Genomic DNA, 388 nt, shown 5'->3' with positions numbered 1-388 from the left:
TAAAAAGATGTGTAAGCTTAATGAATTACCAAATAATGAAGAGAAGTATAATAAAATCTTAAGTTACTTTGGATTGAGTTTAGATACGCTAGATTGGGAGGAGTTGAATAGGGAAGCTAGAAAATTAGATGAAAGAAGCGATAATTATATAAAAGATATTGTAGAATATCGAGTTTCCCCAGCAGAAAAGAAAACAAGAAGAATTTATGGTTATGTTAATTTATTTGCCAATAAAAATGGATTTGCACCTCAAAATTTAACTAAAATTAATGTTCATGGTGGTTGGCAAACAAGACGCTATAATTTAGAGCAAGAATCTATGGCGAGTTATAAACTTGCATGGTTCGAGGATAGTATAGGTTGCACATACATTATAAAAAGGAAATTT

1 pseudogene is annotated in these 388 nt (G+C 29.9%); it reads left to right on the top strand.

Going from position 1 to position 388, the window contains the following annotated elements:
- Positions 1-388, top strand: a pseudogene (locus tag CQA53_RS13050) (hypothetical protein); the annotation flags it as partial.

The sequence above is a fragment of the Helicobacter didelphidarum genome, assembly GCF_003364195.1.
Taxonomy (GTDB): Bacteria; Campylobacterota; Campylobacteria; order Campylobacterales; family Helicobacteraceae; genus Helicobacter_A; species Helicobacter_A didelphidarum.
This window is presented reverse-complemented; position numbering and strand designations above follow the sequence as displayed.